We start from the raw sequence: 25754 nt of genomic DNA on the forward strand, positions 1-25754 counted from the left end.
CACACCGGCAATAGACAACTGCACCGAACGACCGTCGACCAGGGCGACCCGGTCACGCACCTTCACGCACTGGCCGTTGCCGCCTCTGGGTAGGACCCCTCGATGACTCACCTGATGCGGAAGGTGTTTCCTGGGCCAGCCGCTTCATCAACTCCTGTCGCAGGGGCCACGACTGGTCGCTGATGGACTGAGCCAGGCAGGCCAGGCCGAAGGCCAGGGGCCATGACGCCGAGCGTCTGATCTCTTCGGGCAGCATGGTCAGCGGTTTTCTCGGATTCCATCTGGTCATCGGCGCTAGGTCAACCGCCAGTACCTCGGAGACGTAGGGACGCTCGACGAGCCGGATCGCCCGGTCGAGCACCTGGTCGCTGGTGAGTTGAAGAAGGGTGACCGCGCAGAACTCTGGCATGGCACCTCGACTGATCCACCGGCCGTGCCCCACAATCGTACTGATTTCGACTTCGTCCGAGCTGACGTGACATTCCTCCCGCAGCTCCCGCTCGGCACCGCGGAGGGCGATGTCTCCGATCGTCAGCCCTGTTCCATCCTGCGGCACGTCGCGGGGCTCGAGAGCGCCAGATCCGGATGGGGCGATGAGGCCGGGGCTTCCCACATTGTCCTTGGCCTGGGCCACAAGGATCAGTTGACCGTCCGTGGTGAAGGCCAGGGAGGAGACGCCGACCGTGTTCGCGAGTCGGCTGCGGCGGAAGGATATCAGTTGCCCACGCTGATCGAGGATGAGCTCCCTTCCCCGGAGAAGCGGCAACTTTCGCCCTGTTCCCCACACGTCAAACGGGGCAAGCAGGTTGCTGCAGAAGAAGTCGAAATAGCGGCCGGGCCTGAGCTTGACGACTACGTCCTTATCGCCGGAAGGCAGATCAGAGGCCAGGCCGAGTATTTCACCGTTGTACATTGCAGCAACCCGGGCCCGACGCGCAAGGAAGTCGAACGACCAGATCTTGAGCTCGCGAGGCAGGCGGTACGGTGAGCTTTCAAGCTCGGCTCGAACGGGCTGGCTTCGAAGCCGCGCGCACTCTTCTGTCATTACCACGCCGACGTCGTGTGCGCTTTCTACGACGGGCCCCAATCTTGCCAGTTGACTTGACAAATCGCGGTAGTTGTCGCCGTCCCGCGACTGGAACCGCACCAGCCGAGCCCGGCGGCGATTGGCTCGGATTTCCAGTAGGGACACGAGGCAGCCAACAACTGCTGCTAGGACACTGACTGCTGTGGGAGGGTTGTCCAGAGCCGTGGCGGCCCCGAAAGTAGTCAGCGCAATTCCCGCAGTGGTGACTCGATAGCGCCACAGACTTCTACGCCAGATGCTCATCGTTGTCACGGCTTTCCTCGCAGTTCCCAGCATCCGCGCCCTCCCCAGTGCGACCCTGACGTTGCCAGCCGCATTGTAGCTACGCTGCGACAGCGCCTTTGGGGCCGCCCATTCGACTTAGGGAGCGTGGCTTGCATTTGTCGTAATTAATAGTGACTTAGAAGAGCCGGCTGAAGTGCCTTGCACTCTCAACGCCCGGAAGGCGCTGATGGTGACGTGGGAGCGAGGTAGCAGGCAGGAAGCCCCGACGGAGGTCTCGGCCGACCGGCGGGCGCCTCTCCCCGGGCGGACCGGAGGCGGATCGCCCCGGGCGCCGGGTCGCCGGCTTCAAGCCGTCCTTCGTGGAGTCGGACGCCACTCCGGATCGGGCGAAGGCCCAGGGCTCCGGCAAGGTAGCTATTTCGACCGGATCGTCAAATTGGGTCAACCCCAGCTGACGTGGGGATCGTCAACGTCGTGGCCCCCGCAGGACTACAAACTCTCTCCTGCGTTCGGTTCGCCCACCAGGGCCCGTACGGCATCGCGCTGCTCGACCTTCAGGACCAGTCGACCGGCAGCCGGCAACTGCTGACCCTGGGCCTGCCGGCATTCACCCGATCGGGCGACGCGACGGCACGGTCGACCGCGACCGGCGACCGGAAGGACGAAGGCGGAAAGGAGCACCAACGGGCGTTCCGGTGCATCTCTCAGAATGCATTCATTTAGCTCGAATAAATTAGGTATCCGGCCATTGCCGCAACTATCTCGGCTTTCCACAGAAAGCGGTCGTCGACGAGACGTCGAACAGCGCCGCGACCTCCCTGTGGGCTGGCGGGTCGACGCCCGGAACACTGCTCCACCACTGCGATCCGAGGGCTGGCCATGTATCCCATTCACGACATGTCACAGCATTCACGACGCCGCACGTCTCGACAACAGAACGATTCGTTGCTAAAGATGGCCACGAATGCGGCCAGCCTCATACTCCTAGATTTAGATCAAGCTGTCTGAATGCCCCTCAGGAGGAATGATGTCCGCTCCAGCCGACCCGGCGCATTTAGCGCCCGTCCAACCCGCCGGCCCTGAACGGCCGGCGCCACCGCCGGCCGTCGGCGAGCCGAGCCAGGCGAGCCCGTCCGACCGGCCGCACACCAGGTTCCGTGGCGACATCGAGGGAATCCGCGCGGTCGCCGTGGTGATGGTGATGCTGTTCCACGCCGGCGTGCCGGCGCTCTCCGGCGGCTTCGCCGGCGTCGACGTCTTCTTCGTCATCTCGGGCTACCTCATCACCGCCCAACTGCTGTCCGAACAGAACCGGACCGGCGGGGTCGCGCTGATCGACTTCTACGCCCGCCGGGCCAAGAGACTGCTGCCGGCGGTCAACGTGGTGCTGCTGACGGCAGCGGTGTTCGTGTTCCTGATGGTGCCTCGTGGCCGGTGGGGTCAGATCGGCGGCGACATCGTCGCCGCAGTGGCCTACCTGCTGAACTGGCGGCTGGCCGAGCGCTTCACGCACCCCGACCCGACGATGCCGCCGTCCCCGTCCAGCATTTCTGGTCGCTTGCCGTCGAAGAGCAGTACTACCTGATCTGGCCGTTGCTCATCCTGCTGGCGGTGGCGCTGGCCAAGGTGTCCGGCGCCCGGCTGAAGCCGGTGCTGGCGACGGCGCTGGGCCTGCTGGCCGCCGGCTCGCTGGCCTGGTCGGTAACCACCACCGTCGGTGCGCAGTCCCCGGCGTTCTTCCAGACCACCAGCCGGATCTGGGAGTTTGCCGTCGGCGCTGGCGTCGCCATGTCGGTCGGGGCCTGGGCCCGGCTACCCAAGCCGGTCGCTGTCGTGCTGGGCTGGGCCGGGTTGGCGGCGGTGCTGGTGACGTGCCTGTTCTTCACCCCGATGATGGACTTCCCCGGCTACACCGCCGCCCTGCCGGTACTAGGCACCGCGGCGGTCATCGCGGCCGGCTGCGCCACGGCCCGGGGCGGGGTGGAGACTCTGCTCGGGATCGCGCCACTGCGCTGGATCGGCGGGCTGTCGTACTCGCTGTACCTGTGGCACTGGCCGATGCTCGCGATCGCGGCCACGTACTGGGGACCACTGTCGATGTCCACCGGACTGCTGGTGATCGCACTGTCGATCGCCCCGGCCTGGTTGACCTTCCACTTCGTCGAGAACCCCATCAGGTACTCCCGGCGGGTCTCGCAGTCACCACGGCTCGCCCTGGGCATCGGGGCCGGCTTCTCCGCGCTGGGCGCGCTGGCCGGCGTCGCGCTGCTGCTGGCGAGCTGACCGGGTCCGGTACCGGCCGCGTGAGCGGTCGGTGCCGGACCGCGATCAACACCCTCTGACGGATTGAGGACGGAAAGTAGTACCACCCAGGATGTCTGATCCTTGCCCGGTCGCTCGTCGGTAAGACGAACGCCGCTCGGCAGCCTTCCGAGCGGTCCCGGCCGTGGAGGTTGTCATGACATATCCCTTTGATGCGGAGCTGGCACCGTGGGTCCCGATGCTGCCCATCCTCGACCTTCGCGACCCCGCCGCCGCCCGCGAAGTCGGGCGGGCCATCGCGGCCCAGCTTCCCCAGCCCGACCTGACCGGCCTTACCGTGCTGGACCGCACGGCGCCCGGCCCGGCCGGCGCCCCCGCCGTCCCGGTGCGGATCTACACCCCGCAGCCGGCGGCGGCGCCGGCGCCGGCCGTCCTGCACCTGCACGGCGGCGGCTTCGTGCTCGGCGACCTAGCGCTCGAACACGCCGACGCCGCCGCGTTCGCCACCGGCATCGGGGCCGTGGTGATCGCCGTCGACTACCGCCTCGCGCCCGAGGAGCCCTTCCCGGCGGCCCTGGAGGACTGCTACGCGGTGCTGTGCTGGCTGGCCGGCAACACCGACGAACTCGGCGTGGACCCCACCCGCCTGGGCCTCTACGGCCGCAGCGCCGGTGGCGGGATCGCCGCCGGCCTCACCCTGCTGACCCGCGACCGCGGCGGCCCGCGGTTGGCCATGCAGTACCTCGACGTCCCGGTGCTCGATGACCAGCTCGACAGCGTGTCCATGCGCGCCTACGTCGACACCCCGATCTGGAATCGCCCCAGCGCCGAGCTGGGCTGGGGCTACTACCTCGGGGACGACGTCAAGCCCGGCGACCCGAGCGTGTCGCCGTACGCCGCCCCGGCCCGCGCGGAGGATCTTGCCGGGCTGCCGCCAGCGTTCATCTCGAGCTGCCAGTTCGATCCGGTACGCGACGAGGGCATGCACTACGCCCAGCGGCTGGCCCAGGCCGGCGTGCCGACCGAGGCGCACCTGTACCCGGCCACCTTCCACGGCTCCGCGCTGGTGACCGAGGCGGCTGTGTCGCGGCGGATGCAGCAGGACGCGGTGGCCGCCTTCCGCCGGATGCTCTGACCGCCCGGCGGCGTGCTCCCGTGGACCCCGCGGGAGCACGCCGCCGCCCGGCGGTGGCCCGAGTTGAGCAAGGCGGGAAAGTCAGCGGACGGTGACGATGACCGACTCGGCCTCGCCGACGCCGCCGCAGATGGCGACCAGGCCCCTCCCCCCACCCCGCCGACGCAGCTCGTTGATCATCGTCATCACCAACCGGCCGCCCGTAGCGCCCGTGGGGTGACCGACCGCGACAGCGCCGCCGTTGACGTTCGTCCGCTCGCGCAGCCGCAGCGCCCTGCCCCGGTCCCCATCCGTCAAGGCAAGCGTCGTGACCAGAGGCACCGCCGCGAACGCCTCGTTGACCTCGATCAGGTCGATGTCATCGAGGGTCAGACCGGCCCGGGCCAGCGCCCGTTGGGCCGCCCGCGCAGGCATCGACGCCAAGCGCTGCGGATCGCCCGACACCTGGGTGCACGCGCCGATGGTGGCCAGGCCGGTGGTGCCGCGCCGCGCCGCCTCCGCCGTACTGGCCAGCACCAGGGCCACCGCGCCGGTACTCATGTTGGGCGCGTTGCCCGCCGTCACCGTGGCGCTGTCGTAGACCGTCGGCAGCGCGGCCAGTCGCTGTGCTGTGGTGTCGGGCCGCGGCGCCTCGTCGGCGGCCAGCCGTACCGGGCGGCCGGTCCGGTCCGGCACGTCCACCGGCACGATCTCGTCGGCGAAGCAGCCACGGGCCAGGGCGTCCGCGTACCGTTGCTGGCTGCGCAGCGCCCAGTCGTCCTGTTCGGCGCGGTCCACCCCGTACTCGGTGGCCTCGACGCCGGCCTGCACGGCCCGGGGTACCCCCGTGTGCGGGCAGGCGACGACGAGTTGGTCGGTGAGCACGATGTCGCCGATCCGGTTTCCGAAGCGGGCCGCGTGCACGAAGTACGGCACCCGGCTCAGGTTCTCCACGCCGCCGGCGACGCTCAGCGCGGTGTCGTTGAGCCGCAGTCCCCGGCTGGTCAGCGTGATCGCCGCGAGCGACGAGCAGCAGGCCCGGTCGACGGTGTACGCGACCTTCTCCTCGGGGATGCCGGCCCGTAGCAGCACCTGCCGGGCCACCGAACGCTCGGAGCCGGGGAAGTTCACCCCGAACGCCAACTCGTCGACGTCCGCGCCGGTCAGCCCGGCGCGGTGCAGCACGGCACCCACCGGGATCACGCCGAGGTCGGGCAGGGGCAGGTCACGAAGGGCGCCGCCGAAGCGGCCGAACGGGGTACGGGCCGTGGCGAGAACGACAACGTCGTCGGTCATGGGGAGTTCCTCTCGAAGACGTCGGCGGTCCACGCCGCTCTGCGGTACGGGGTCAGCGCCTGGGTGCGCAGCTGCGCGACGCGCCGCCCGTACCAGGCCACGCCGCCCTCTTCGGTGAACGCCATCGCGCCGTACGCCTGAAAGGTGTGGTATGTGGCGGTACGGGCCGCGCGGGCGGCGGAAAGGACGGCGGCGCGGGCGGCCCACGCGGCGTCCGCACTGCCGTCCGCCAGGCGGGACGCGGCCCGGCTGGTCAGGGCCCGCGCGGCGGCCAGTCCGATGTCGGCCTCGGCGAGCGGGAAGGCCACGCCCTGGAAGTCGCCCAGCGGCCGGCGGAACTGGTGGCGGCCGGCCACGTACTCGGCGGCGTCCCGAACCAGCCGGGCACCGGCTCCGACGAGTTGCGCGGCGAGCGCCAGGTCGCCCAGGGCGAGCGCGCCGCACTCGTCGGGGACGCGCCGGCGGGGTGCCAGCGGCACCTCGGCCCACAGCTCACCGGTGAGCATCGGTGTCGGCACCGCCTCGCCGACCGGCTCACACTCCCAGAGGCCGTCGTCGGTGAGTGCGAAGAACACGGTGGCCCGGTGTCCCCAGGGCAGCGGGCCGCCGGTACCCACGGTGGCGATGCCGTCCGCCGGCGGTTCGGCGGCGGCACGGGTCGCCAGGACGGTTTCCCAGAGCGGGCCGGGGCAGCCGAGTCCACCCAGCTCCTCCATGACGGCGGCGATCTCGCCGGCCACTTCGGTGCCCTCGGCTGCGAGACCGAGGAACCCGATGTCGGCGAGGTCCTGCCAGGTCTGCTCGGGAAACCCGTCGCCGGGCAGGTGGCGCCAACCTTCCTCATGGCGCCGGCACAGCGCGCGTACCGCCTCCGCGAACTCGCGCGGCTGCTGGCCGTAGTCCACCTCAAGCGTCACGGGTGACCTCCCGTAGGGCACGTTTGTCCACCTTCATCGCCGGGGTCACCGGCAGCTCGTCGAGCACGTGGAACCGGCGGGGCACCTTGTACCCGGCCAGTTCGGCGCGGCAGTGCTCACGCAGCCCTTCGGGATCCACGCCGCCGCCGGGGTGTGGCACGACGGCGGCCTCCACCCGTTCGCCCCACAGCGGGTCGTCCACGCCGAACACCGCAGCCTGGTGCACCTGCGGATGCCGGGCGATCACGTTCTCCACCTCGATCGGAAAGACGTTCTCACCCCCAGAGATGATCATGTCTTTGGCGCGGCCGGCCAGGTGGAGGAAGCCGTCCCCGTCGAGCCGGCCGAGGTCGCCGGAGCGGATCGCACCGTCGACCGCCGTGGCCCGGGTCTGTTCCGGCCGCGCCCAGTACCCAGACATCTGCCACGGCGCGCGGACCAGCACCTCACCGACGCTGCCCCGGGGCACGTCGTGGCCGGCGTCGTCGACGATGCGGATCGACGCGCCCGGCACCGGGCGGCCCAGCCCCCGGTCGACGCCGTCCTCCTGTTCCCAGGAGCGGATCCGGGCCACCGCGCCGAACTCGGTGGCGCCGTACCCGGTGATCAGCTGGGCCCGCGGGAACGCGGCGCGCAGCCGACCGGGGAAGGCGGGCACGCTGGCGGTGGAGCCGAACAGCACCCGGCGGATCGAGGCACCGTGCTCCGCGCCGAAGCCGGGGTGCTCCAGCAGCCGCAGCAGTGCGGTGGGTGCGCCGAACAGCCGGGTGGGCCGGCCGGTGGCGAGCGCGTCGAGGACAGCGGCCTCGTCGAAGCGCGGCAGCAGCCAGGCGGTGCCGCCCGCGAACAGGGTCGAGAACACGATCGTGGCGACCGCGATGTGAAAGAACGGGGAGAAGTACAGCTCCACGTCGGTGCGCCGGATGTCCATCTGCGCCTGGCAGGACGCGGCGTACTGGTACAGCGCCGCATGGGTCCAGGTGGCGCCCTTCGGTTCGCCGGTGGTGCCGCCGGTACCGATGATCATCGCGGCCGTCTCGTCGCGGAACGCGGGCGACGACGGGGCCGGCGTCACGACGGTCAGCGACATCCGGTCGGTCAACGACCCGGGAGCGCCGGCCGAGGGCAGCGTGGCCAGGCCGCAGCCCAGCCGGGCCGCCAGCTCGGCGTCGGGTTCGGCGGCCAGCAACTGGGCCGGGCGGAGCGGGGCCAGGAAGGCGTACGCCTCGGGCGGGGCGAGCCGGATGTTCAGCGGCACCGCGACCGCCCCGGCGGCCATCACCCCGAACAACGCGGCCAGATGCGGGGCGCCGGGCGTCAGTGCGGTGACCACCCGGTCGCCGGGTACGACGCCGAGGGCACGCAGCGCGGCGGCGTGCTCCTCGATCGCGGTCCACAGCTCCGCGTAGGTGTACTCGCCGACCGGGTCGATCAGCGCCGGCGCGTTCGGCGCGTGCCGCGCGTGGTCGGCGAGCACGTCCAGGTACCCGGTCATCGACGTCCTCCCAGCCCGAGCGCCTCGCGGGCCAGCACGCCCAGCATGATTTCCGAGGTGCCTCCGGCGATGGTCTCCATGAAGGTCTCGTGCCACAGGAAACTCGGCGTGCCGGTGCGGGCGGCCCCGGCATCGCCGACGTCGAACGGCAGCCGCGCGATGCGTTGCAGGGTCCTGCTGCCCAGCAGCTTCGCCCTCGCCGCCTGCGCGGCGCCGTCGTGGCCTGCCTCCAGGGCCGCGAGGGTGCTCATGGCCGTAACCTCCACCTCGGCCACGTCGAGCGCGATGTCGGCGATGTCGGCGCGGGTCCGGGCATCGGCCGACCAGCCCCGCTCGGCCGAGAAGCGCAGCAGATCCTCGAAGTCGCGCCGGACCCGTCCGGGCAGCACCATCAGATGCCGCTCGACGGCCAGCGCGGCCCGGATCAGCCGCCACGCCTCGCCTTCGGCGCCGATCCGGTTCTCCTGCGGCACGTACACGTCGTCGAGGCTCACCTCGTTGAGCCGGTGCCCGTCGATGGTGTCGATCGGCCGGATCTGCACCCCGGGCGCGGTGAGGTCGAGCATCAGCAGGGTGTGACCGTTTTCCTGGGTGCGGCACAGCAGCCACAGGTAGTCGGAGTTGTGCGCGTCGGAGGTCCACCGCTTCTCGCCGGTGACCCGGTACCCGTCGCCGTCGGGTACCGCCCGGGTGCGCACCCCGGCCAGGTCCGATCCGGCTTCCGGCTCCGAGTATCCCAACGCGAAGCTGATCTCGCCGAGGCCGATGCCGGGCAGGAAGCGGGCCCGTTGCTCGTCGGTGCCGTGCCCGATGATGGTCTTCGCGACGATCCCGGCGGCCAGGTCGGGGCGGACCGCGCGGGCGTAGGCCAGCTCGTCCCAGACGATGAACTCGGTGGAGGGCCGCGCGCCCTGCCCGCCCCACTCACGCGGCCAGGCCAGCCGTAGCCAGCCGCGCCGGCCGAGCTCGCGGTACAGCTCGCGGCTGGCGCCGCCACGGCCGTGGAAGTACTGCATCGGGTCGCGCCTGTGCGCGTGTTCGGCCAGGAAGACCCGCACCTCGTCGCGCAGGCGTTCCTGATCGGCGGTGAAGGCCCACCTCATGCCGGCACCTCGACATCCCACTGTGGGGGGCGCTTCTGCACGAAGGCGCGCGCACCCTCGATGAAGTCGGGGTGGGTCCACTGCCGGCGGGCCAGTTCCCAGCCGTACTCCAGGGCCTCCTGGTGTGGCCGCTCGGCGGCACCCCAGATGGCCTGCTTCGAGCGCGACACGGCACTCGGGGAGTTGGCGGCGATGGCCGCGGCCAGCTCCCGCGCGGCGTCCATCAGGCCGGCCGCCGGCACCAGTTCGTCGACCAGACCGAGCTGGTACGCGCGGGTCGCGTCGAGCCGGAAGCCCCTGCCCGCCAGCGTCATCCGCAGCACCGTGCCCAGCGGCAGGCGGCGGGCCAGCCCGATGTTCTCCACCGCACCGACCTGCCCGACGCTGACATGGGTGTCCATGAACTGGGCATGCTCGGCGGCCACGACGACGTCGGCGTCCGCGACGAAGTGCAGCCCACCTCCGGCGGCCAACCCGTTCACGGCGCAGATGACGGGCTTCCACACCTGGTTCTGCAACGGCGACCAGACGATGTCCTCGGCCACCGTGCCGTGCCCGGACGAGGTCGTACCGGCGTCGGCAACCTCGCGGACGTCGGCGCCGGTGCAGAAGTGCCGGTCCCCGGTGCCGGTGACGATCACCACCCGTACCGATGGGTCGTCGCGTACCTTCGCCCACAACTCGCGCAGCCGGGGCCGCATCCGCCGGGACAGCGCGTTGCCCACCTCCGGGCGGTTGAGCCGGATGGTGGCGATGCCGTCGCGCTCGTCGTACTCGATGTCCTCGTTCGTCATGTCGCTAACCCACGATCCGCTCGGCGCGCAGCCGTTCGATGTCTGCCACGGACAGTCCGAGGCCGGTGAGCAGCTCGTCGGTGTGCCGGCCGTACCCGACCGGCGGGCCCGGCGGCACCGCCGCGGTCCGGGAGAACCGCGGCGCGGGTGCCGGCTGGGGCGTACCCGCGACCGGCACCAGCGTGCCCCGGGCGGCCAGATGCGGGTGAGCGGCGGCCTCGGCCATCGACAGCACCGGTGTGACACAGGCGTCGGTACCGTCGAACACCATGGTCCACTCGTCCCGGGTGCGGGTGGCGAAGATCCGGGCGAACGCGGCGGCCAGCGTGGGCCAGCGCTCCCGGTCGTGCTGCGGGAAGTCCGCGGCGGCCACCCCGAGCCCGGACAGCAGCTGGGCGTAGAACTGCGGCTCGATCGCGCCGACCGCCATGAAGCCACCGTCGCCGGTGCGGTACGTGCGGTAGAAGTGCGCCGAGCCGTCGAGCACGTTGCTCTCCCGCCGGTCCGACCAGGTGCCGGCGGCCAGCATCCCGTGGAACATCGCGGTCAGCGAGACCGCACCGTCCACCATGGCCGCATCGATGACCTGCCCGACCCCTGAGCGCTCCCGTTCCCGCAGCGCGCAGGCGATGCCGAAGGCCAGGTACATCGCGCCGCCGCCGAAGTCGCCGACCAGGTTCAACGGCACCGGCGGTGGCAGCTCGGCCGGCCCCATCGGGTGCAGCGCTCCGGCGATCCCGATGTAGTTGATGTCGTGCCCGGCCCGCTGGGCCAGCGGCCCGTCCTGCCCCCAGCCGGTCATCCGCGCGTAGATCAGCCCCGGACTGCGTTCCTGGCAGAGTTGCGGGCCGGCGCCCAGCCGCTCCATCACGCCGGGCCGCATTCCCTCCATCAGCACGTCGGCGCCCTCCACGAGGCGCAGCAACAGGTCCACGCCCTCGGACCGCTTGAGGTCCAGTGCCACGGTGCGCCGGTGCCGGTGCCGCGGATCCGTCTCGACGCTCGCTCCCGCACCCGGCGCGGGGGCGCCCACCCGGTCGACCCGGATCACCTCGGCGCCCATGTCGGCCAGCAGCATCCCGGCGAACGGCACCGGGCCCAGCGCCGCCACCTCGATGACCCGTACCCCCTGCAGCGGCCCGGACATGACATCTCCTCCGATGTGTGCTGAGTTCATCGCAGTGCCGACACCCCGAGCAGGTGCTTGCCCAGGTGCAGGATCTGGATCTGGCTGGTGCCCTCGGGGATGGTCGCCTCCCGTGCGTCACGGAAGTAGCGCTCCACCGGGGACTCCTCCATCAACCCGGCCCCGCCGTGCACCTGCAACGCGAGCGTCGCCGCCTGACCGGCCGCCTCGCCGCAGTAGTACTTGGCCATCGAGCACTCGTACCGGCCCGGCAGCCCGGCGTCGAGCGTGCGGGCCGCCTGGTAGCCCAGCAGCCGGGCGGTCTCGGTGAGCGTGGCGACCTGCACCACCATCTCCTGCACCAGCTGGAAACCGGCGATCGGGCGGCCGAACTGTTCCCGGGTACGGGCGAAGTCCACGCAGGACTCCAGGCACGCCTGGGCCAGCCCGACCGCGCCCATGGCCATGTTCAACCGGCCCAGGTTGACGCCGGACATCGCCAGGGACAGCCCCCGGCCCAGCTCGCCGAGCAGGTTGGTCGCCGGAATCCGGGTCTGGTCGAAGACCAGTTCGCAGCTGGTCGTGGCCCGCAGCGGCATGTGCGGGATGTCGTGGGCCTGGTACTCCGACTCCGTCCGGTCGACCAGGAACGCGCTGACCTCGCCGGTGTCCGGCACCCGGGCCAGCACGACCCCGAAGTCGCCGGCCAGGGCGTTGGTGATGTAGAGCTTCTGCCCGTTGATGACGTAGTCGTCCCCGTCGCGCCGGGCGGTGGTGCGCAGCGCGCCGGCGTCGGAACCCGCGTCGGGTTCGGTGAGCGCGAACCAGCCGAACCGTTGCCCGGCCAGCAGCGGCCGAAGGAACCGCTCCTTCTGCTCGGGCGTGCCGGCCGTGCTCAGTACCCGGGCCACCATGCTCTGCACGTTGAGGGTGGTGCGCAGCGAACCCCAGCAGCGGCCGGCCTCCTGCATCAGCAGGGCCTGCACCATGTGGCTGGCGCCGTCGCCGCCGTCCGCCTCCGGCACCACGCCGCGTACGTACCCGAACTCGTACAGCTCGGCCAACCGATGCCAGGGGAAGGTGCGCGCGCGTTCGTGTTCGGTCACGATCGGTGCGATCTTCGCGTCGAGGTACGAGCGCACGCTGTCGCGCAGCAGCCGCTCGTCCTCACTCAGCATGACGTCCATCGCCGCCGCCTCAGCTGAACCGGCCGCCGGTGACGTGCAGCACGTCCCCGGTGACGAACGAGGCGGCCGGCGAGGCGAGGTACAGCGCGGCGGCGGAGATGTCCTCGGGGGTGCCGAGGCGGCGGATCGAGTTGGCGCGCTGCGCCCGTTCCGCGATGGCGTCGAACTTCGGGTGCCGGCGGACGGTCTCGGTGGCGATCAGGCCGGGGGCGATCGCGTTGACCGTGATGTTGTGCTTGCCGAGCTCCTTGGCCAGCGTACGGGTCAGGCCGACGATGCCGGCCTTGGCCGCCGCGTAGTTCGCCTGCCCCGGGTTGCCCAGGTACGCGCGGGAGCTGATGTTGATGAGCCGTCCGTAGCCGCGCTCGATCATGCCTGGCGCCACCGCCCGGCTGCACGCGAAGGTGCCGTACAGGCATACGTTGAGCACCTGGTGCCAGTCCTCGTCACTCATGGACACCAGCGGCCGGTCCACCGGGAAGCCGGCGTTGTTGACCAGGATGTCGATGCGGCCGTGGCGGGCATTCACCTCGGCGGCCATCGCGTCGATGCTCTGCCGGGACGTCACGTCCAGCACGTGCGGATGTGCGTCGACGCCATCCGCGGCGAGCTGTTCGGCACTGCGGGCGGCGGGTTCGGCGGCGATGTCGGCGACGATCACAATGGCGCCGGCCATCCCGAGTTCCCGGCTGATGGCCAGGCCCAGCCCGCCCGCCCCACCGGTGACCACGGCTACCTGACCGCGGAGCGTCTGTGTTGAAACCGAGGCCGTAGCCGTCATGTGCGGTACTCCCTGTCCTTCGGAGGTTGGTGGTCGGCCCAGGACTCGTCCTGACCGACGAGTTCGGTGCGACCGGCGAGCATTTTCGTGATCCGCTCGCAGCATTCGCGCAGCAGACGCCCGTACAAGGCGGATTGTTGTTCGTCCATCTCACTGGTGAAAGCCACGGCGGCGGCGACCAGCCGAATCTGCCCGTCCGGCCCGAATATCGGCGCAGCGACGGTGCTGACGCCCAGCGCGTAGCCCTCGTGGTCGACCGCGAAGCCCTGCTCGCGCACCCGTTCCAGGTCGCGCAGGAAGATCTCCTTGCGGGCGACGCTCTTGCTGGTGAACAGTTGGAGCCCGGTGGCCAGCGCGGCATTGACCTGCGAGGGCTGGTCGTAGGCGAGGAAGACCCGGCCGAACGAGCCGCCCTGGATCGGCACCGGCGTGCCGACCTGCAGGGTGATGCGTACCCGGTGCGGGCGCTCCAGCTTGTCGACCAGGATGATCTCCGTCAGGCTGATCCGCCGGTACAGCACGATCGTGGCGTTCATCTGGTCCAGCAGTTTGGCCAGGCTGCGCTTGGCGATGCTGACGTCGTTCATCTGGTTGGCCGCGGCGGCACCGAGTTCGACCAGCGCGGGGCCGAGTTGGTAGCCCTGACCGGTGTCGTCGTACTGGACGAGATTCTCGGCCAGCAGGGTGCGCAGGATGTAATAGGTGGTGCTCTTGTTCATGCCGGTGGCTTCCACCGTTTTCGCCAGCGACATTGAATCCTGCGCCGCAAGCAGCCGCAGCACCCGTACGGCCCGTTCGATGGCGGGAACCCGATATTCCTCGGTCATGGCAGCGTCACCTCGACTCATCTGCTCATCTCTCCATTGGCCAGGCGCCGTGAGATGAGCCGCTTGAGTATCTCCGAAGAGCCGTCCGCGATCTGAACCGTCCGCATGCTCTGCCACGCCTTTGCGAGCCCCACCTCGGTGGTGATGCCCATTCCGCCCAGCGTCTGCATGGCCCGGTCGATGACATCGGTGGCCATCTCCGTGGCGAACAACTTGGCCATCGCCACCTCGGTCAGGGCGGGACGCCCGGCGTCGACCAGTTCGGCGGCGTGCAGTCCCATGAGGTGTGCCGCGTGGATCCGGGTGGCGGCATCGGCCAGCGGGAACGAGATGCCCTGGTTGTCGAACAGCCGGGTGCCGAACGTCTCCCGCTCGGTGGCGAAGTCGACCGCCAGGCCCAGCGCCCAACGGGCCAGCCCGACGCCCTTCGCCGTGTTGTACAGCCGGCCGGTGGCGATGCCGTCCAGCCCGAGCGACAGCCCGCCGCCCGGCTCGCCGAACAGCTGCCAGTCCTCGACGCGCACCTCGTTCATCGACAGGATGGCATGCTCGCCGCCCATCTGGCCATACAGTCCGATGACGCTGTCCACCTGGAATCCCGGCGCGTCGGTCGGTACCAGGAACGCCGAGATGCCGCCCGCCCTGGCCCGCGCCCTCTCGGGATCGGTGACCGCGAAGACGATGGCCAGGTCGGCATGCGGCCCGTTGGAGATCCACTGCTTGACGCCGGTGAGCCGCCAGCCGCCGGCCTCCGGTACCGCCCGGGTCGACATCTGCCACACGTCCGAGCCGGCGCCGGGCTCGGACATCGCGAAGCACATGGTCTGCTCGCCGGAGAGCAGGGAGCCCAGGAAGGCGTCCCGCAGCCGCTGCCCGGCGCGGCCGAACACCACGCTCGGTCCGGTGGCCCAGTGCGCCACCACCTCGCTGCCCAGCCAGCCGCCGCTGCCGCAGAGCCGGTTGATGAGCTCCCACGCCGCGTACATGGTGACCGCGCCCTGCCCACCGCCGCCCAGGTCCTCGGGAACGCACATCGTGTAGTACCCGGCGCGGGCCGAGGCCATCCGGACCGCGCGGCGGTGCTCCTCGACGGCGGCGACGTGCCGGCCGTCCGGCCCGTACCGCTGGCGCGGGTCGGACAGCAGCGCACCGGCCTCGCGGTGGCGGGCGAGGACCTCCGCGTTCAGGAAGTCGCGCAGCCCGTCCAGGATCTCCCGGTTCTGCGCCGACAGCAGCTCGCTCATGCCTCACCAATCCGTTCGTAGAGCGTCGCGGTGGCCATCCCGTATCCGACGCACATGACCTGCAACCCGTACCGGCCACCCCGGCGGCGCAGCTCGTACAGCAGGGTGGTGGCCAGCCGGGCGCCCGAGCACCCGGTGGGGTGGCCCAGCGCGATGGCGCCACCGTTGACGTTGAGTCGCCCGGGATCGGCGCCGGTCTCCCGCAGCCAGGCCAGGGGGACGCTGGCGAACGCCTCGTTGACCTCGTACAGGTCGATGTCGGCAAGGGTCAGTCCGGTGCGCTCCAGGATGCGCCGGGTCACCGGAATGACGCCGTGCAGCATCAGATCGGTGTCCACGCCGACGACCTCGGTGGCCACGATCCGGGCCAGCGGTGCCAGGCCGAGCCGTCGCGCCTCGGCGCCGTCGCAGACCAGCACGGCCGCCGCGCCGTCGGTGAGCTGGCTGGAGTTGCCGGCGTGGTGTACGCCGTCCGTGCCGAAGGCGGGCTCCAGCGCGGCCAGGGCCGCCAGCGAGGTGTCGGGCCGGATGCCCTCGTCACGCTCGATGAGCCAGCCGGCGTCGGGCTGCCCGCCGGAGAGCAGCGCCGCGGTGAGGTCGGCGGGCACCGGCACGCACTCGTCGGCGAACCGGCCGTCCCGCCAGGCCGCCTCGGCGTTGCGGTGGCTGGCCAGGGCGAAGGCGTCCAGCTCGGCCCGGTCCAGGTGCCAGCGCGCGGCGATCCGGTCCGCCGCCACGCCCTGGTCCACCAGCGCGTACCGGCCGGTCACCGCGCCCGGTGGGGTGACGCCCGCCGCGTCGGCGCCCAGCGGTACCCGGGACATCGACTCGACGCCGGCGGCGATCACCATCCGCTGCTGGCCACTCAGCACCGCGTGCGCCGCGAAGTGCAGCGCCTGCTGGCTGGAACCGCACATCCGGTTGACCGTCACGCCGGGCACCGTGACCGGCAGGCCGGCGGCCAGCGCGGCCACCCGGGCGATGTTGCGCCCCTGCTCACCGACCGCGTTGACGCAACCGGCGATCACGTCGTCCACCGTGTCCGGCGCGATGCCGGCCCGCTGCACGAGCCGGCGCAGGGTGTAGGCCAGCAGCTCGTCCGGGCGTACCCCGCTCAGCTTGCCCCGGCGGCGGCCCAGCGGGGTCCGCAGCGCCGCCACCACCACCGCCTCCCGCGAGGGGGTGCCGGCGGCCAGCCGGGTCAGCGGGATGTCCGCGCCGTCGCCGGCCAGCGCGACGGCGGCGTGCAGGTCCTTGGCGACCATGCCGGGCGGCAGCACCTCGCGGATCTGCCGGCGGTAGTAGGCGAAGTTGCCGGTCAGCCAGGACTGCCCGGTGCCGGAGTTCAGCACCTCCAGCAGCGCCGCCTCGCCGACGCCCGCGTCGCCGCCCAGCGCCAGGGCCTCCTCCAGCACCTGGAACCCGACGTGCAGCGCCAGGTTGTTGGCCAGCTTGGCGGCCAGTCCCGCGCCGACCGGACCCACGTGGTGGATCTGGCTGCCCAGGGCGTCGAGGACCGGGCGGACGCGGGCCAGCTCGTCCGGGTCGCCGCCGACCATCAGGGTGAGTTCGCCGCTTCGTGCCCGGGCGTCGCCGCCGGCCACCGCCACGTCCAGCAGCGCCACCCCGGCCGCGCCCGCCTGGGTCGCGACGTCCCGCACGGTGCCCGGCGAGATCGTGCTGTGCACCAGGATCGTGCCGCCCGGGCGCATCCCGGCCAGCAGCCCGGTCACCACGTCGCGGACCTGGGCATCGTCGTAGACGGCGACGCCCACCACGGTCGCGGCGGCGCCCACGTCGGCCAGCGAGGCCGCGACCCGGGCACCGGGCACGTCGGCCGCGGCCGACGCGTCCACGTCGTACACGACCACCGGGAACGTGCCCGCCAGGGTGCCGGCCATCGGCCGGCCGATGTTGCCCAGCCCCACGAAACCCACCACCACGGCACCGTCAGCCACGGCTCAGCCCTCCACGATGGCGCCCATGGCGGCCTGGTAGGCGGCGTCCAGTTCGGCGACGTCATCGTGTTCGGCGACGACGCGGCCGCGCATCAGCACGACGCCGCCGTCGGCGACCTGGCCGAGCACGCCGATGGTCGGTGCGGCCAGCAGTACGGCGGTGCCCGACCGGGCCAGCTCCCGCACGGTGCGCAGCAGGTCGTCCACGATCAGCGGGGCCAGCCCGGTGGACATCTCGTCGAGCAGCAGCACGCTGGGGTCGGTCATCAGCGCCCGGGCCACCACCATCATCTGCTGCTCACCGCCGGAGAGCACGCCCGCCGGCCGGTTCGCGCGGGTGCGCAGGATCGGGAAGCGGTCCAGTGCCTGCTCCACCCGCTCCGGGCCAAGGCGGAGCAGCTCGGCGCTGACCATCAGGTTCTCCCGGACGCTCATCCGGGCGAAGAGCTGCCGGCCCTGTGGCACCAGGGCGAGCCCGGACCGGGCCCGGACCCGGGTGGGCAGCGCGGAGACGTCCCGGCCGCCGAGGTACACCTGCCCGCCCGCCGGCACCGAGCCGTACAGTGCCAGGGCCAGACTGCTCTTGCCGGCGCCGTTGGGGCCGACCACGAGGGTCACCCGCCCCGCCGGTACCCGCAGTTCGGTACCGGTGAGGTTCAGCGCGCTGGCCCGTCCGTACCGGACGGTCAGCTCGGTGGCCCGTAGTCCCGTCTCGCTCATCGATCCACCTGCCCGGTGCCGAAGTAGACTGCCTGCATCTCGGTGCTGGCGAGGCAGTCGCGGGGTGCGCCGTCGAAGACGACCGTGCCGCCGGCCATCAGCACCATCCGGTCGGCCATCGAGGCCACGATGTCGACGTTGTGGTCGACCAGCAGCACGGCGGTGCCGTCGGCGGCGACCGTGCGGATGGACTCGGACAAGCCGGCGATGCCGTCGGAGGCCAGCCCGGCGAAGGGCTCGTCGAGCAGCGCGATGCGCGGATGCTGCAACAGCGCGCGGGCCACCTCCAGCAGCCGCAGCTCGCCGAGGGTCAGGTCGGCGGCCAACCGGTCGATCCGTTGCAGCCCGAGGCGGGCGGCGATCTGGCCGGCCTCCTCGCGCAGTGCCCGGCCGCCCGGGGCGACCACGCCTCGCGCCGCAGCTCCCAGCAGTGCGAGGCCGGAGGACATGCCCCGGGCGAGGCCACCGACGATGATGTTGTCGCGGGCCGTGAGCGCGCCGGCGACCTGCGGATACTGATAGGTACGGGCCAGTCCGGCGCGACGGGCGCGGCGAGACGGCGATCCGGCCAGCGGCACCCCGCCGGCGAGCACCCGGCCGCTGTCGGGCTGCTGCTCGCCGCCGATCAGGTCGACCATCGTGCTCTTGCCCGCGCCGTTGGGGCCGACCAGCCCGACGATCTCACCGGCACCGACCGTGAACGAGGCGCCGGTGACCGCCTTGACTCCACCGTACGACTTGGTCAGCTCTTGACAGGAAAGGATGTCAGCGTTCATCGCGTCCGCCTCTGTTGACAGCGCCGACGAGCCGGCCGGTCAGGTCGCGGGCCAGGCCGATCAGGCCCTCCGGGGCGAAGATGAGCACCGCCACCACGGCGACGGCGAACAGCAGCGTCCCGGAACCCTGGAAGAAGTTGAGGTTGAAGGTGAGCTGGGTGACCAGCAGCGCACCGATGACCACACCCCACGGGCTGGACCGCCCGCCCAGGAACGGGATGAACACCGCGAGGAACGCCACCGACACCGGGATCGACTCCGGCAGGATCGACAGGTTCGCCGAGGTGAACACGGCGCCGGCCAGCGATCCGATCGCGGCGCCGATGCTCAGCGAGATGAGGGTCAGCGCGGTCACCGGCACCCCGGCCGCCTCGACGGCGACCGCGGCCTGTCCCTTGGCCCGCAGCGCGACGCCGAACGGCGAGCGGCGCAGCCGGGACAGCAGCAGCGCGACGAGCCACATCAGCACCAGCGCGATGACCACGATCTCATCCCTGCCGAGCTCCGCGCCGAAGACGCTGAGCGACCGGGTGAGGATCACGCCCTCGGCGCCGCCGGTGACGCCGTCCGCGTCGACGAGCCACGCCTGGAACGCCTCGCTGAACAGCAGCGTCACGGCAGCCAGGTAGAAGCCGTTGAGCCGGCGGGTGGCCAGGCCCAGGAGCACGGAGATGAGTACGGCGGCGACGATGCCCAGTGGCAGCGACACCAGCAGCGGCCAGCCGGTCCGGGTGGCGACCAGGCCCAGCGCGTAGCCGCCGATCGCCGCGTACGCGTTGTACGCGATGGACAGCGAATCGCCCATGATGAAGTGGCTGTACAGGCCGAGCCCGATCAGCCCGTACGTGACGGTGAGCACGGCGAGGTCCTGCCGGTACCCGTCGGTGCCGACCCAGGTGACGGCGAGGATCAGCAGCACGCCGGAGATGACCGGTTCGGCGAGGGGCCGCAGGCGAGTGGCGCTCATACCCGTACCCGTTTCATGAAGATGCCCTGCGGACGGAAGGCGAAGAACAGCACGGCGGCGGCGAGCGTCGCGTAGTGCAGGGCGGCTGCGCCGAAGTAGAAGATGGCGGCCGACTGGATGGTGGCCAGGATCAGTCCGCCGGCCAGCGGCCCCCACACCGACGCGGTACCGCCGATCACCAGCGCCAGGAACGCGAAGAGGGTGTAGTCCATCGCGCTTTCGAAGATGATCCCGGACCGCGCCGCGAAGACGCTGCCGGCGAGGCCGGCCAGCGCCCCGGCGAGGGTGAACGAGGCGATGCGTACCGCCCGCACCGGCAGCCCGAGGACGATGGCGGCCGGGGTGTTCTCGCCGATCGCGCGTAGTCCCCGACCCATCCGGGTGCGGTAGATGAACAGCAGCAGCAACCCGAACGCCAGCGCGGTCAGCCCGACCTCCAGCGCGGCCTGCGCGGTCACCGTGGCGCTGCCCACCCGTACCGCGCCGTCCCCGACCAGTTGTGGCCCGGGCAGCGCGGCACGGCCGAACAGCACCCCGGAGATCTGTTCGAGGGCGAACAGCGTGGCCACCAGCGCGATCACCATCGGCAGTTCCTCGTTGGCGCCGGGCTTCCACATCGGACGCACCACGAGCACCTCGGTCAGCAGCGCCAGCGCCACCGCGCCGATCACCCCGATGACAATTCCGGCGGCGGCGGGCAGTCCCCGCACGCTGGTGAAGTACGCCGAGGCAAGCCCGGCGAACACCGCGTACCCGCCGATTGCGAAGTTGAAGAACCCGGAACTCTCCCGCACCACGAACATCGCCGCGGCCAGCAGACCGAAGAAGCATCCCGTCTCGATGATCGAGACGATGACCTGTAGGGGGATCATTGGATCAAGGGTGCTTCTGGTTGATTTCGACGACGTTCATCGACGGGTCGTAGCAGTAGACCTGCCGGTACCCCTTGAACGCCCACGTGCCGGCGTCGTTGTAGGGCATGCCCATCTCGCCCAGCCGGCGCATCACGCCGTCGATGTCGTCGACCTCGATGGCGATGTGTCCGTTGATGACCGGGTGCAGCCGCAGGTCGTTGTCCCACGGCAGCGTCGGGGTCGGCTTACAGATGTGGATCTGCCGTTGGTTGGTGTCCTCGAACAGGGCGACGAAGTCGTTGCCCGTCTGCAGAGCGCCCCGCCCGTCCTCGACGAACGGGAACTTCTTCTCCTGCATGCCGAACACCTTCGAGTAGAAGGCGGCCATCGCCCGGACGTCCGAGGCGGGCAGGTTGACGTGATGCAGGCTCCACGACATAGAACTCACTCCTTGGGGTGGTGGTGGTGCGGATGGTGGTGATGCGGGTCAGACCCGAAGTGGGTGACCGCCGCCGACGATCAGGGTCTCGCCGGTGATGAAGGCGCTGTCCGCGCCGCAGAGGAACCGCATGGCGCCCACGAGGTCGGCCATCCGGCCCTGACGCTGGATGAGCTGCTTGTTGGCGATGAAGTCGCGAAGCAGTTCCTCGGGCAGGTCGGCCATGGCCGACTCGGAGTCCATCGGCCCGGGGGCCAGGCAGTTCACCCGTGTCCCGTCGGGCGCGAACTCCTTCGCCAGCGCGGCGGTCAGGCCACGCACGGCGAGCTTGGTGATGCCGTACACGTCGGTGGCTGCGAACCCGGACACCGACGAGATGTTGAGCACCGCACCCGCGCCGCTGCGGCTCAGGTGCGGCCGGCAGGCCCGGGCGCAGTTGACGACGCCCAGCACGTTCACGTCGAGGATCTCCCGCCAGCCGGCCGTGGAGATCTCGGTGACCGGTCGGCTCCAGGCCATCAGGTGCTTGCCGGCGTTGTTGATCAGGATGTCGAGGCCGCCGAAGTGGGCCACCGCCTCGTCGACCGCGCGTTGCACCGACGTCTCGTCGGCGATGTCGCAGGCGACCCCGAGCGCCACGGCGGGCCCGAGATCAGCGGCGGCCTGCGCCGCCGCCGTCTCGTCGATGTCGGCCAGGACCACCCGGGTGCCGTCGGCGACGAGCGCCTCTGCGAACGCCCGCCCGATGCCCCGGGCGCCACCGGTGATGAACGCGGTACGCGGCTGAGCTGTCGTGTCGGTCATGAGCACTGCGGCTGGTAGTCGGCCCAGTTGTCGCCGGGCTGGTTCTGGTCGGTGAAGCGGCGCAGCACGATGCCGCACAGCCCGTCGCTGCCGACGTGCTTGGTGGACGTGAAGCTCATCGTGAAGCCCTGCCGTCCCCAACTCGCCGGGAACGCGCTGATCTGCTCGAGCCCGCCCCGCACCTGCGCCGGGCTGCTGTCCACGCCGGCCTTCTCGATCGCCTGCTTCAGCAGGTGCACGGTGTCGTAGCCCTGCGCGGCGAACGCGGTCAGCCCCAGGTACTTGGCACCCAGTTTGGCCTTGAGCTTCTCGCCCAGCTCGTTGGAGCGGGTGTTGTCGGCGGAGATGGCGCTGGCGTAGACGAGCTGCCGGAACGCGCCGGGCTTGGCCAGCTTCCAGGTGTCCGGCTGGTTACCGATCGACGCCAGGGAGATCCGCGGCAGGTCCGGCATGATCTGGTTCGCGGTGTTGTGGAACAGCACCTCCAGCTGCCCGCCCAGCGAGGAGACGAACAGCGCATCGGGCTTGGCGGCGTCGATGCGGCTCAGCTGCGACGCTACGTCGGTGCTGTTGAGCGGCGCCTTCTCGTTGGCGACGATGGTGACGCCGGACTTCTCGAAGATGGGCAGCAGCCCCTTGTTGAGCCCGGCCATGGTGGGCGAGTCGTCGGTGATGACGGCCAGCCGCTTGACGCCGATCTTCTCGAACGCCGCCGCATACACGGTGCCGATGTCGGTGATCGGGTTGGCCAGGATGAACGAGAACGTGTTGTTCGGCGGTTCCGCGATGGCGGAGGCGATGTTCGTCGCCGAGACGGCCACGATCTTCTCCTGCTCGACGATCGGCTTTACCTGCTGGGCCGAAGCCGACGACGAGTTCATGATGATGACGCGGGCGCCGTCGCTGACGAGTTTGCGTACCACGGCCGGGGTCTGGCTGGGCTGACTGCCGTCGCTCTGGCGGATCAGCTTGATCGACCGCCCGCCGACGCCGCCTGCCTTGTTGATCTCGTCGATGGCCAGCGAGATCCCGGTGCTCGCTTCGGCCGATGTGGCCGCGGTGCCACCCGAGGTGTCCTCGACCATGCCGATGACGATGTCTCCGGACGACGAGTCGCCGGAGTCCTTGCCGTCGCCGCAGGCGGTGATCGATACGGCGAGCGTGAGTGAGGTGGCCACGATGCTCAGGCATCGCGCCGCGTGGGTACGGGACATGGTCGCTCCTGCGGGTGGGGCATTGCGGCCGGAGAGCCCTGACGAACGACATGCGACGCCGGGCCGGGGGGTGTGGAGGAGATGAGCCGGAGGCTCCGGCTCTCGGCGTCCGAGTAGCGGACGGGAACGAACGCCGACGGTCTGTCAGCAGAACCACGTTCAAAGCCTGTGTGGCGAACATCATCGAATGGGCCATGGGGGTTGTCAACCCTCTTCTGGCCTCCACCTCGGCATCAGTCGAGAATCCCGGCCCTTGACGCCCATCCCCCAGCGTCCCTACTGTTCTCGAAATCAAGACGACGATCGTTCTATATACAGAACGGGCCTCATGGAACTCGGACTCAGCCTCGGACACTCAACCGGCCTGCGGGACCTCGGCGCCGTGGCCCACCGCGCCGACGCCGCCGGCCTGGACTCGCTGTGGGTCTCGGAGGCGTACGGCTCCGACGCGGTCAGCGTGCTGGGCCACCTGTCGGCGGTGACCAGCCGCATCGGCCTGGGCACGGCGGTGCTCCAGATGCCGGCCCGCACCCCGGCCGCCACCGCGATGACCGCGCTCACCCTCGACCAGCTCAGCGACGGCCGGCTCCTGTTGGGCCTGGGCACCTCCGGCCCGCAGGTGGTGGAGGGCTGGCACGGCGTCGCCTTCGACTCCCCGCTGGCCCGAACCCGCGAGTACGTCGACATCGTGCGCGCTGCGGTGGCCCGGCAGGAGCCGCTGACCTACCCGGGCGTCCACTACCCGCTGCCGTATCCGCGCCCCGACCGGGAACCGCCGCGCCCGCTGAAGGCCACCCTGCATCCGGTACGCCCGCGGATACCGATTCTGTTGGCGGCCAACGGCCCACGCAACGTGGCGCTCGCCGGACAGCTCGCCGAGGGCTGGCTGCCCGCCTTCTACTGCCCGGACCGGCCCGAGCTGTACCGGGACATGCTCGCCCCCGGGCTGGCCCGCCGCCCTGCGGACCTCGGCCCGCTGCGGATCGTGGCCACGGTGCACATGGCGCCCGGAGCCGACCTCGCGGCCTGCCGGGACGCGCTGCGCCCGGCGTTCGCCCTGTACCTGGGCGGCATGGGCGGACGCGGCCGCAACTTCTACGCCGACCTGGCATCCCGGCTGGGCTACGAGGCGGCCACCCACCAGATCCAGGAGTTGTACCTGGGCGGCCACCGCGACCAGGCCGCCGGCGCGGTACCGGACGCGCTCATCGACCAGCTTGCCCTGGTGGGACCCCGCGAACGGATCCGGGACCGGCTGGCGGCCTGGGCGGATGCCGGGGTCGACGTCATGACCCTCAAGACCACCGACGTCGACCTGGTCGCGTGGCTGGCCGCCGCACTCTAGAAGACCCGATCAGGAGAGAGACATGCCGCTCAACGAGGCATTCATCGGCCGGGTGTTCGCGCCCACCGCGCCGTACCGGGTCAGCCAGGAGAAGATCCAGGAGTTCATCCTGGCCACCGGAGCCGCCCCGCCCCCGGACGGCCGGCCGGTGGTCCCACCCACCTTCCCCATCGTGCTGAGCCTGCCCGCCACCCGGAACACGCTGTCCGACCCGACGCTCGGTCTGGACTACAGCCGGGTGGTGCACGGGAGCCAGCGATTCCGGCACACGCGAGGCATCCAGCCCGGCGACGAGCTGACGGTGACCGTTCACATCGAACGGATCCAGTCCGGCGGGGTACACCAGATCGTCACCACCCGCAGCGAGATCGCCACCACGGCCGGCGAGCCGGTCTGTACGGCGTACTCGACGCTGGTGGAGCGGGGCACCCGGCCCCAGGGTGCCAAGCGCAGCGCGGAACCGCGACAGCCCTGGACCGTGCCCGGCCAGAAGCTGCCGGGCCGCGAGTTCACGGTCACCCGACAGGACCTGGTGCGCTACGCGGGCGCGTCGGGTGACTTCAACCCGATCCACTACAGCGACCACGCCGCCACCCGGTCGGGACTGCCCGGCGTCATCGGGCACGGGATGCTCACCATGGCGCTGACCGCGCGGGCAGTCACCGGGTGGATCGGGGGCCCGGCCGGAGTGCTCGACCACGAGACCCGGTTCATGCTGCCGCTGCTGGTGCCCGACGACGGGGGTGCCACGCTCACCGTCACCGCGACGATCGGCGACCCCGACGATGCCGGCCACCGCCAGTTGGTGGCCGAGGCAACCGCCGGCGCCGCCGTTGTCGCGGTCTCCCGCCTCACCGTCCACGCAGCCGGGCGGTAATCGCCTGTACCAGCACCGGTCGGACTGCTGCGAGCGGTACGGGCGCGGCGCCGAGGACAGGTGCGGGTAACCCGGTATCCAGAAGCCGGCCACCGGTGGGGTCGGCCAGCTTCTAAACGTTCAAAGCTGATTAGGGAGTGATGCGCTTTCCCTTGTCTGTGGCCGGGTCGTAGCGGCCCTCCAGCCACAACAGGAACCGGTCGAGGTGGAACTCGCGGAGCTCTTTCGAGCGCGGCTCATACCCGCCGACCTCATGGGCTTGCCCGTACTGTTCGGCAAGCTGACGGAGGTCACTGATCAATCCGGCGGAGAGTTTCGGGGTGGCCATGGGGGTGTCCTTCC

26 protein-coding genes and 2 pseudogenes are annotated in these 25754 nt (G+C 70.9%); 7 read left to right on the forward strand and 21 right to left on the reverse strand.

Annotated elements, in window-relative coordinates:
- Nucleotides 1–52: 52 nt before the first annotated feature.
- Nucleotides 53–1192, reverse strand: coding sequence for a hypothetical protein (locus ACH4T9_RS13595; RefSeq protein ID WP_396671361.1), 1140 nt, complete (start codon nucleotides 1190–1192; stop codon nucleotides 53–55).
- 576 nt (nucleotides 1193–1768) lie between these two features.
- Between ACH4T9_RS13595 and ACH4T9_RS13600 the strand changes: the two genes are divergently transcribed.
- The 4 genes from ACH4T9_RS13600 to ACH4T9_RS13615 all read left to right on the forward strand — a co-directional run bounded on the left by ACH4T9_RS13600 (nucleotide 1769) and on the right by ACH4T9_RS13615 (nucleotide 4709).
- Complete coding sequence (locus ACH4T9_RS13600; protein ID WP_396671362.1) at nucleotides 1769–2035, forward strand: hypothetical protein; 267 nt, start codon at nucleotides 1769–1771, stop codon at nucleotides 2033–2035.
- A 304-nt stretch (nucleotides 2036–2339) separates the two neighbouring features.
- Complete coding sequence (locus tag ACH4T9_RS13605) at nucleotides 2340–2897, forward strand: acyltransferase family protein (protein WP_396671363.1); 558 nt, start codon at nucleotides 2340–2342, stop codon at nucleotides 2895–2897.
- Nucleotides 2898–2905: 8 nt separating this feature from the next.
- Nucleotides 2906–3595: an acyltransferase family protein gene (locus ACH4T9_RS13610; protein WP_396671364.1), complete on the forward strand. Its 690-nt coding sequence runs from the start codon at nucleotides 2906–2908 to the stop codon at nucleotides 3593–3595.
- A gap of 175 nt (nucleotides 3596–3770) precedes the next feature.
- Nucleotides 3771–4709 carry an alpha/beta hydrolase gene (locus ACH4T9_RS13615; protein ID WP_396671365.1) on the forward strand — a complete coding sequence of 313 codons (939 nt, stop codon included), beginning with the start codon at nucleotides 3771–3773 and terminating at the stop codon, nucleotides 4707–4709.
- Between the two features lie 81 nt (nucleotides 4710–4790).
- Here the strand turns inward: ACH4T9_RS13615 and ACH4T9_RS13620 are convergent, their stop codons facing one another.
- The 19 genes and pseudogenes from ACH4T9_RS13620 to ACH4T9_RS13710 all read right to left on the reverse strand — a co-directional run bounded on the left by ACH4T9_RS13620 (nucleotide 4791) and on the right by ACH4T9_RS13710 (nucleotide 23190).
- A complete protein-coding gene (locus tag ACH4T9_RS13620; protein WP_396671366.1) occupies nucleotides 4791–5984 on the reverse strand; it encodes a thiolase family protein in 1194 nt (397 codons plus the stop codon).
- The gene (locus ACH4T9_RS13625; protein WP_396671367.1) at nucleotides 5981–6901 is read right to left on the reverse strand and encodes an acyl-CoA dehydrogenase family protein; all 921 of its coding nucleotides are present in this window, start codon (nucleotides 6899–6901) and stop codon (nucleotides 5981–5983) included. The genes ACH4T9_RS13620 and ACH4T9_RS13625 overlap by 4 nt, the downstream gene beginning before the upstream one ends.
- The gene (locus tag ACH4T9_RS13630) at nucleotides 6891–8396 is read right to left on the reverse strand and encodes a class I adenylate-forming enzyme family protein (RefSeq protein WP_396671368.1); all 1506 of its coding nucleotides are present in this window, start codon (nucleotides 8394–8396) and stop codon (nucleotides 6891–6893) included. Before ACH4T9_RS13630 ends, ACH4T9_RS13625 begins: the two co-directional genes overlap by 11 nt.
- On the reverse strand, nucleotides 8393–9499 hold the full coding sequence (locus ACH4T9_RS13635; protein WP_396671369.1) for an acyl-CoA dehydrogenase family protein: 1107 nt from the start codon (nucleotides 9497–9499) through the stop codon (nucleotides 8393–8395). The genes ACH4T9_RS13630 and ACH4T9_RS13635 overlap by 4 nt, the downstream gene beginning before the upstream one ends.
- The gene (locus ACH4T9_RS13640; RefSeq protein WP_396671370.1) at nucleotides 9496–10293 is read right to left on the reverse strand and encodes an enoyl-CoA hydratase/isomerase family protein; all 798 of its coding nucleotides are present in this window, start codon (nucleotides 10291–10293) and stop codon (nucleotides 9496–9498) included. The genes ACH4T9_RS13635 and ACH4T9_RS13640 overlap by 4 nt, the downstream gene beginning before the upstream one ends.
- A 4-nt stretch (nucleotides 10294–10297) precedes the next feature.
- The gene (locus tag ACH4T9_RS13645) at nucleotides 10298–11455 is read right to left on the reverse strand and encodes a CaiB/BaiF CoA transferase family protein (RefSeq protein WP_396671478.1); all 1158 of its coding nucleotides are present in this window, start codon (nucleotides 11453–11455) and stop codon (nucleotides 10298–10300) included.
- 11 nt (nucleotides 11456–11466) lie between these two features.
- Nucleotides 11467–12606, reverse strand: a complete 1140-nt coding sequence (locus ACH4T9_RS13650; protein ID WP_396671371.1) for an acyl-CoA dehydrogenase family protein — start codon at nucleotides 12604–12606, stop codon at nucleotides 11467–11469.
- A gap of 10 nt (nucleotides 12607–12616) precedes the next feature.
- A complete protein-coding gene (locus ACH4T9_RS13655; RefSeq protein WP_396671372.1) occupies nucleotides 12617–13387 on the reverse strand; it encodes an SDR family NAD(P)-dependent oxidoreductase in 771 nt (256 codons plus the stop codon).
- Complete coding sequence (locus tag ACH4T9_RS13660; protein ID WP_396686829.1) at nucleotides 13384–14214, reverse strand: IclR family transcriptional regulator; 831 nt, start codon at nucleotides 14212–14214, stop codon at nucleotides 13384–13386. The genes ACH4T9_RS13655 and ACH4T9_RS13660 overlap by 4 nt, the downstream gene beginning before the upstream one ends.
- A 17-nt stretch (nucleotides 14215–14231) precedes the next feature.
- Nucleotides 14232–15458 carry an acyl-CoA dehydrogenase family protein gene (locus ACH4T9_RS13665; RefSeq protein WP_396671374.1) on the reverse strand — a complete coding sequence of 409 codons (1227 nt, stop codon included), beginning with the start codon at nucleotides 15456–15458 and terminating at the stop codon, nucleotides 14232–14234.
- The gene (locus ACH4T9_RS13670; protein WP_396671479.1) at nucleotides 15455–16654 is read right to left on the reverse strand and encodes a thiolase family protein; all 1200 of its coding nucleotides are present in this window, start codon (nucleotides 16652–16654) and stop codon (nucleotides 15455–15457) included. Before ACH4T9_RS13670 ends, ACH4T9_RS13665 begins: the two co-directional genes overlap by 4 nt.
- 51 nt (nucleotides 16655–16705) lie before the next feature.
- Nucleotides 16706–17359, reverse strand: a pseudogene (locus ACH4T9_RS13675) (NAD(P)-dependent oxidoreductase); the annotation flags it as partial.
- Nucleotides 17360–17419: 60 nt separating this feature from the next.
- The gene (locus ACH4T9_RS13680; protein ID WP_396671375.1) at nucleotides 17420–18136 is read right to left on the reverse strand and encodes an ABC transporter ATP-binding protein; all 717 of its coding nucleotides are present in this window, start codon (nucleotides 18134–18136) and stop codon (nucleotides 17420–17422) included.
- Entirely contained in the window at nucleotides 18133–18912 is a 780-nt protein-coding gene (locus tag ACH4T9_RS13685) for an ABC transporter ATP-binding protein (RefSeq protein ID WP_396671376.1), read from the reverse strand. The genes ACH4T9_RS13680 and ACH4T9_RS13685 overlap by 4 nt, the downstream gene beginning before the upstream one ends.
- Nucleotides 18902–19879: a branched-chain amino acid ABC transporter permease gene (locus ACH4T9_RS13690; protein WP_396671377.1), complete on the reverse strand. Its 978-nt coding sequence runs from the start codon at nucleotides 19877–19879 to the stop codon at nucleotides 18902–18904. The genes ACH4T9_RS13685 and ACH4T9_RS13690 overlap by 11 nt, the downstream gene beginning before the upstream one ends.
- The gene (locus ACH4T9_RS13695) at nucleotides 19876–20751 is read right to left on the reverse strand and encodes a branched-chain amino acid ABC transporter permease (protein ID WP_396671378.1); all 876 of its coding nucleotides are present in this window, start codon (nucleotides 20749–20751) and stop codon (nucleotides 19876–19878) included. The genes ACH4T9_RS13690 and ACH4T9_RS13695 overlap by 4 nt, the downstream gene beginning before the upstream one ends.
- Nucleotides 20752–20755: 4 nt before the next feature.
- Entirely contained in the window at nucleotides 20756–21172 is a 417-nt protein-coding gene (locus ACH4T9_RS13700; RefSeq protein ID WP_387024770.1) for a VOC family protein, read from the reverse strand.
- 48 nt (nucleotides 21173–21220) lie between these two features.
- Nucleotides 21221–21976: an SDR family NAD(P)-dependent oxidoreductase gene (locus ACH4T9_RS13705; RefSeq protein WP_396671379.1), complete on the reverse strand. Its 756-nt coding sequence runs from the start codon at nucleotides 21974–21976 to the stop codon at nucleotides 21221–21223.
- Nucleotides 21973–23190, reverse strand: coding sequence for an ABC transporter substrate-binding protein (locus ACH4T9_RS13710; RefSeq protein ID WP_396671380.1), 1218 nt, complete (start codon nucleotides 23188–23190; stop codon nucleotides 21973–21975). Before ACH4T9_RS13710 ends, ACH4T9_RS13705 begins: the two co-directional genes overlap by 4 nt.
- Before the next feature lie 328 nt (nucleotides 23191–23518).
- Between ACH4T9_RS13710 and ACH4T9_RS13715 the strand changes: the two genes are divergently transcribed.
- From ACH4T9_RS13715 to ACH4T9_RS13725, 3 genes and pseudogenes are all read left to right on the forward strand, one after another.
- On the forward strand, nucleotides 23519–24535 hold the full coding sequence (locus ACH4T9_RS13715; protein ID WP_396671381.1) for an LLM class F420-dependent oxidoreductase: 1017 nt from the start codon (nucleotides 23519–23521) through the stop codon (nucleotides 24533–24535).
- 22 nt (nucleotides 24536–24557) lie between these two features.
- A pseudogene (locus ACH4T9_RS13720) lies at nucleotides 24558–24923 on the forward strand (MaoC family dehydratase N-terminal domain-containing protein); the annotation flags it as partial.
- Between the two features lie 90 nt (nucleotides 24924–25013).
- Nucleotides 25014–25412 (forward strand): MaoC/PaaZ C-terminal domain-containing protein, encoded by a 399-nt coding sequence (locus ACH4T9_RS13725; RefSeq protein WP_396671480.1) that lies wholly within the window; start codon nucleotides 25014–25016, stop codon nucleotides 25410–25412.
- A 130-nt stretch (nucleotides 25413–25542) separates the two neighbouring features.
- Here ACH4T9_RS13725 and ACH4T9_RS13730 read toward each other — a convergent pair whose 3' ends face one another.
- Nucleotides 25543–25740, reverse strand: a complete 198-nt coding sequence (locus tag ACH4T9_RS13730; RefSeq protein WP_396671382.1) for a hypothetical protein — start codon at nucleotides 25738–25740, stop codon at nucleotides 25543–25545.
- Between the last annotated feature and the right edge of the window lie 14 nt (nucleotides 25741–25754).

The sequence above is a fragment of the Micromonospora sp. NPDC020750 genome (genome assembly GCF_044334565.1).
Taxonomy (GTDB): Bacteria; Actinomycetota; Actinomycetes; order Mycobacteriales; family Micromonosporaceae; genus Micromonospora.